The 6495-nt window shown below is 48.6% G+C and carries 6 tRNA genes and 5 rRNA genes; all 11 read left to right on the forward strand.

Annotation, left to right across the window (positions count from 1 at the left end):
• Positions 1–249, forward strand: a 16S ribosomal RNA gene (locus tag L4C44_RS00005); the annotation flags it as partial.
• Between the two features lie 67 nt (positions 250–316).
• Positions 317–393 (forward strand) — tRNA-Ile (locus tag L4C44_RS00010).
• A 14-nt stretch (positions 394–407) separates the two neighbouring features.
• A tRNA-Ala gene (locus L4C44_RS00015) sits at positions 408–483 on the forward strand.
• Between the two features lie 296 nt (positions 484–779).
• Positions 780–3418 (forward strand): 23S ribosomal RNA (locus L4C44_RS00020).
• Between the two features lie 117 nt (positions 3419–3535).
• Positions 3536–3651: ribosomal RNA gene (gene rrf, locus L4C44_RS00025) — 5S ribosomal RNA — on the forward strand.
• Positions 3652–4048: 397 nt separating this feature from the next.
• Positions 4049–5603, forward strand: a 16S ribosomal RNA gene (locus tag L4C44_RS00030).
• An 89-nt stretch (positions 5604–5692) separates the two neighbouring features.
• Positions 5693–5768: transfer RNA gene (locus L4C44_RS00035), tRNA-Glu, on the forward strand.
• 2 nt (positions 5769–5770) lie between these two features.
• Positions 5771–5846, forward strand: a tRNA-Lys gene (locus L4C44_RS00040).
• Positions 5847–5871: 25 nt separating this feature from the next.
• A tRNA-Ala gene (locus L4C44_RS00045) sits at positions 5872–5947 on the forward strand.
• A gap of 32 nt (positions 5948–5979) precedes the next feature.
• A tRNA-Val gene (locus tag L4C44_RS00050) sits at positions 5980–6055 on the forward strand.
• Between the two features lie 307 nt (positions 6056–6362).
• Positions 6363–6495: ribosomal RNA gene (locus tag L4C44_RS00055) — 23S ribosomal RNA — on the forward strand; the annotation flags it as partial.

The raw sequence follows: 6495 nt of genomic DNA on the forward strand, positions 1-6495 counted from the left end.
CGTAGTCCGGATTGGAGTCTGCAACTCGACTCCATGAAGTCGGAATCGCTAGTAATCGTAGATCAGAATGCTACGGTGAATACGTTCCCGGGCCTTGTACACACCGCCCGTCACACCATGGGAGTGGGCTGCAAAAGAAGTGGGTAGTTTAACCTTTCGGGGAGGACGCTCACCACTTTGTGGTTCATGACTGGGGTGAAGTCGTAACAAGGTAGCCCTAGGGGAACCTGGGGCTGGATCACCTCCTTATACGAAGATAYTCACGATAAGTGTCCACACAGATTGATTAGGTTTAGAAAAGTTAAGAGACGATATTGGGTCTGTAGCTCAGCTGGTTAGAGCGCTCGCCTGATAAGCGGGAGGTCGGTGGTTCAAGTCCACTCAGACCCACCAATATCGACCTAGATGGGGCTATAGCTCAGCTGGGAGAGCGCCTGCCTTGCACGCAGGAGGTCTGCGGTTCGATCCCGCATAGCTCCACCATCTTTAAGTATTCTCTTAAGAGAGTCTTTAAAAATGGTTCAATTTATTGAATCAAGCTCTTTAACAATTTGGAAAGCTGACTGATTGATTACTCACGAGTAATTCAATCAAATTTAAAAGTTCTCAATGTTTACCTTTATGGTAAACACAACAAACACATTCAAGTGTCTTGTATTCGATTCAAACTTGTTTGAATCACATTGAGTCCGGCAAACAGTTATCAAGAATTAACCCTTCTTGATGACAACCAAAAACCTTGGTTAGTTGCCATACGCTAAGACCCTTTCGGGTTGTATGGTTAAGTGACTAAGCGTACACGGTGGATGCCTTGGCAGTCAGAGGCGATGAAAGGCGTAATAACTTGCGATAAGCCCAGATTAGGTAGTAATAACCTTTTGAGTCTGGGATTCCTGAATGGGGAAACCCACTTACATAAGTAAGTATCCTGTTGTGAATACATAGCAGCAGGAGGCAAACCGGGGGAACTGAAACATCTAAGTACCCCGAGGAAGAGAAATCAACCGAGATTCCGAAAGTAGCGGCGAGCGAAATTGGATTAGCCCTTAAGCTTTTAATGAGACAGATGAAGACTCTGGAAAGTCCCGCAATAAAGGGTGATAGCCCCGTAACCGACACATCATAATCAGTGAAAACGAGTAGGGCGGGACACGTGATATCCTGTCTGAATATGGGGGGACCATCCTCCAAGGCTAAATACTACTGACTGACCGATAGTGAACCAGTACCGTGAGGGAAAGGCGAAAAGAACCCCTGTGAGGGGAGTGAAATAGAACCTGAAACCGTGTACGTACAAGCAGTAGGAGCACCTTCGTGGTGTGACTGCGTACCTTTTGTATAATGGGTCAGCGACTTAATTTTAGTAGCAAGGTTAACCGTTTAGGGGAGCCGTAGGGAAACCGAGTCTTAACTGGGCGTACAGTTGCTAGGATTAGACCCGAAACCAGGTGATCTAGCCATGGGCAGGTTGAAGGTTGAGTAACATCAACTGGAGGACCGAACCGACTAATGTTGAAAAATTAGCGGATGACTTGTGGCTAGGGGTGAAAGGCCAATCAAACCTGGAGATAGCTGGTTCTCCCCGAAAGCTATTTAGGTAGCGCCTCGGACGAATACTACTGGGGGTAGAGCACTGTTAAGGCTAGGGGGTCATCCCGACTTACCAACCCTTTGCAAACTCCGAATACCAGTAAGTACTATCCGGGAGACACACGGCGGGTGCTAACGTCCGTCGTGGAGAGGGAAACAACCCAGACCGCCAGCTAAGGTCCCAAAGTATAGCTAAGTGGGAAACGATGTGGGAAGGCTCAGACAGCCAGGATGTTGGCTTAGAAGCAGCCATCATTTAAAGAAAGCGTAATAGCTCACTGGTCGAGTCGGCCTGCGCGGAAGATGTAACGGGGCTAAGCTATACACCGAAGCTGCGGCTACGTACCTTAGGGTATGTGGGGTAGGGGAGCGTTCTGTAAGCCGTTGAAGGTGGTCTGTAAGGGCTGCTGGAGGTATCAGAAGTGCGAATGCTGACATGAGTAACGATAAAGGGAGTGAAAAACTCCCTCGCCGGAAGACCAAGGGTTCCTGTCCAACGTTAATCGGGGCAGGGTAAGTCGACTCCTAAGGCGAGGCCGAAAGGCGTAGTCGATGGGAAACGGGTTAATATTCCCGTACTTCTTACAATTGCGATGGGGGGACGGAGAAGGCTAGGTGGGCCTGGCGACGGTTGTCCAGGTTCAAGTACGTAGGCGGAAAGTTTAGGTAAATCCGGACCGCTACTAACGCTGAGATACGATGTCGAGCTACTACGGTAGTGAAGTCATTGATGCCATGCTTCCAGGAAAAGCCTCTAAGCTTCAGATTGTAAGGAATCGTACCCCAAACCGACACAGGTGGTCGGGTAGAGAATACCAAGGCGCTTGAGAGAACTCGGGTGAAGGAACTAGGCAAAATGGTACCGTAACTTCGGGAGAAGGTACGCTCTTATCAGTGAAGTCCCTTGCGGATGGAGCAGACGAGAGTCGCAGATACCAGGTGGCTGCAACTGTTTATTAAAAACACAGCACTGTGCAAAATCGGACCCCGTGAACCTTTACTACAGCTTGGCACTGAACATTGAACCTACATGTGTAGGATAGGTGGGAGACTATGAAACCGCGTCGCTAGATGTGGTGGAGTCGTCCTTGAAATACCACCCTTGTAGTTTTGATGTTCTAACGTTGGTCCCTGAATCGGGATTACGGACAGTGCCTGGTGGGTAGTTTGACTGGGGCGGTCTCCTCCCAAAGAGTAACGGAGGAGCACGAAGGTGGGCTAAACACGGTTGGACATCGTGTGGTTAGTGCAATGGCATAAGCCCGCTTGACTGCGAGAATGACAATTCGAGCAGGTGCGAAAGCAGGTCATAGTGATCCGGTGGTTCTGAATGGAAGGGCCATCGCTCAACGGATAAAAGGTACTCCGGGGATAACAGGCTGATACCGCCCAAGAGTTCATATCGACGGCGGTGTTTGGCACCTCGATGTCGGCTCATCACATCCTGGGGCTGAAGTCGGTCCCAAGGGTATGGCTGTTCGCCATTTAAAGTGGTACGCGAGCTGGGTTTAGAACGTCGTGAGACAGTTCGGTCCCTATCTGCCGTGGGCGTTGGAAAATTGAAAGGGGCTGCTCCTAGTACGAGAGGACCGGAGTGGACGAACCTCTGGTGTTCGGGTTGTCATGCCAATGGCATTGCCCGGTAGCTAAGTTCGGAATCGATAACCGCTGAAAGCATCTAAGCGGGAAGCGAGCCTTGAGATGAGTTTTCCCTGGCGCTATAAGCGTCCTAAAGGGTTGTCGTAGACTACGACGTTGATAGGCAGGGTGTGTAAGTGCTGCGAGGCATTGAGCTAACCTGTACTAATTGCCCGTGAGGCTTAACCATACAACACCCAAGGGGTTTTGATGGACTCAAAGAAAGACCAAACGCTTGAATGAGTTTGAAGAGAAAAACTTATAGATCTATTAAATAGAGAAGAAGCTTTCCGAATTTTAAAATTTGCTTGGCGACCATAGCATTGTGGACCCACCTGATTCCATGCCGAACTCAGAAGTGAAACACAATAGCGCCGATGGTAGTGTGGGGCTTCCCCATGTGAGAGTAGGACATCGCCAGGCTTTAATTTCGACTTTGTCTACAAAGTAGACAAGTCACCATAGAGTTCTAAGTTTTCTTAGTATTTTATGTTGACTTTCAAAGTAGAAAGCGTATTATACGCGTCCTGCTTAAGTGCTAAGGCACTGAAAGCAAAGCTCTTTAACAATTTAAACCTATCAATCTGTGTGGGCACTCGTTGATGAATATCAAAACGTTTTATCGTTAGATAAAACAGATTCTTCGGAATCAAAATTGATTTCAATGAACTGAGTGACCAATACAAATAACTACTTACAGTTATTTGGCACAGTCAATTCATTACCATTCTGTTGGAATGGTAATAGCTTTAGAATTACATGTTCATGTTTACATGAATATTAGTTTTGAAGTCAGTATTCGTTGAGTCGACAAAATCTTAAATTGAAGAGTTTGATCATGGCTCAGATTGAACGCTGGCGGCAGGCCTAACACATGCAAGTCGAGCGGAAACGACACTAACAATCCTTCGGGTGCGTTAATGGGCGTCGAGCGGCGGACGGGTGAGTAATGCCTAGGAAATTGCCTTGATGTGGGGGATAACCATTGGAAACGATGGCTAATACCGCATAATGCCTACGGGCCAAAGAGGGGGACCTTCGGGCCTCTCGCGTCAAGATATGCCTAGGTGGGATTAGCTAGTTGGTGAGGTAATGGCTCACCAAGGCGACGATCCCTAGCTGGTCTGAGAGGATGATCAGCCACACTGGAACTGAGACACGGTCCAGACTCCTACGGGAGGCAGCAGTGGGGAATATTGCACAATGGGCGAAAGCCTGATGCAGCCATGCCGCGTGTATGAAGAAGGCCTTCGGGTTGTAAAGTACTTTCAGTTGTGAGGAAGGGGGTAGYGTTAATAGCGCTATCTCTTGACGTTAGCAACAGAAGAAGCACCGGCTAACTCCGTGCCAGCAGCCGCGGTAATACGGAGGGTGCGAGCGTTAATCGGAATTACTGGGCGTAAAGCGCATGCAGGTGGTTCATTAAGTCAGATGTGAAAGCCCGGGGCTCAACCTCGGAACTGCATTTGAAACTGGTGAACTAGAGTACTGTAGAGGGGGGTAGAATTTCAGGTGTAGCGGTGAAATGCGTAGAGATCTGAAGGAATACCAGTGGCGAAGGCGGCCCCCTGGACAGATACTGACACTCAGATGCGAAAGCGTGGGGAGCAAACAGGATTAGATACCCTGGTAGTCCACGCCGTAAACGATGTCTACTTGGAGGTTGTGGCCTTGAGCCGTGGCTTTCGGAGCTAACGCGTTAAGTAGACCGCCTGGGGAGTACGGTCGCAAGATTAAAACTCAAATGAATTGACGGGGGCCCGCACAAGCGGTGGAGCATGTGGTTTAATTCGATGCAACGCGAAGAACCTTACCTACTCTTGACATCCAGAGAAGCCAGCGGAGACGCAGGTGTGCCTTCGGGARCTCTGAGACAGGTGCTGCATGGCTGTCGTCAGCTCGTGTTGTGAAATGTTGGGTTAAGTCCCGCAACGAGCGCAACCCTTATCCTTGTTTGCCAGCGAGTAATGTCGGGAACTCCAGGGAGACTGCCGGTGATAAACCGGAGGAAGGTGGGGACGACGTCAAGTCATCATGGCCCTTACGAGTAGGGCTACACACGTGCTACAATGGCGCATACAGAGGGCAGCAAGCTAGCGATAGTGAGCGAATCCCAAAAAGTGCGTCGTAGTCCGGATTGGAGTCTGCAACTCGACTCCATGAAGTCGGAATCGCTAGTAATCGTAGATCAGAATGCTACGGTGAATACGTTCCCGGGCCTTGTACACACCGCCCGTCACACCATGGGAGTGGGCTGCAAAAGAAGTGGGTAGTTTAACCTTTCGGGGAGGACGCTCACCACTTTGTGGTTCATGACTGGGGTGAAGTCGTAACAAGGTAGCCCTAGGGGAACCTGGGGCTGGATCACCTCCTTATACGAAGATATTCACGATAAGTGTCCACACAGATTGATTAGGTTTAGAAAGTAAAAGAGACGAAGAACTCCCAAGTTCTTCAATCCAGTGTCCCGTTCGTCTAGAGGCCTAGGACACCGCCCTTTCACGGCGGTAACAGGGGTTCGACTCCCCTACGGGATACCATTGGGTCGTTAGCTCAGTTGGTAGAGCAGTTGACTTTTAATCAATTGGTCGCAGGTTCGAATCCTGCACGACCCACCATTTCCTCCCAAGGAAATAAAAATATGGGGCTATAGCTCAGCTGGGAGAGCGCCTGCCTTGCACGCAGGAGGTCTGCGGTTCGATCCCGCATAGCTCCACCATTCTTTCTCCATGAAGGAATTAAAACTATCATGGGCGATTAGCTCAGTTGGGAGAGCACCTGCCTTACAAGCAGGGGGTCACTGGTTCGAGCCCGGTATCGCCCACCATCTTTAAGCATTCTCGTAAGAGAGTATTTAAAAATGGTTTTGAAAGTTTAAAACTTGAAAAACTCTTGCTCTTTAACAATTTGGAAAGCTGACTGATTGATTACTTACGAGTAATTCAATCAAATTTAAAAGTTCTCAATGTTTACCTTTATGGTAAACACAACAAACACATTCAAGTGTCTTGTATTCGATTCAAACTTGTTTGAATCACATTGAGTCCGGCAAACAGTTATCAAGAATTAACCCTTCTTGATGACAACCAAAAACCTTGGTTAGTTGCCATACATAAGACCCTTTCGGGTTGTATGGTTAAGTGACTAAGCGTACACGGTGGATGCCTTGGCAGTCAGAGGCGATGAAAGGCGTAATAACTTGCGATAAGCCCAGATTAGGTAGTAATAACCTTTTGAGTCTGGGATTCCTGAATGGGGAAACCCACT

It is taken from the genome of Vibrio satsumensis, from assembly GCF_050337435.1.
GTDB classification, from domain to species: domain Bacteria; phylum Pseudomonadota; class Gammaproteobacteria; order Enterobacterales; family Vibrionaceae; genus Vibrio; species Vibrio satsumensis.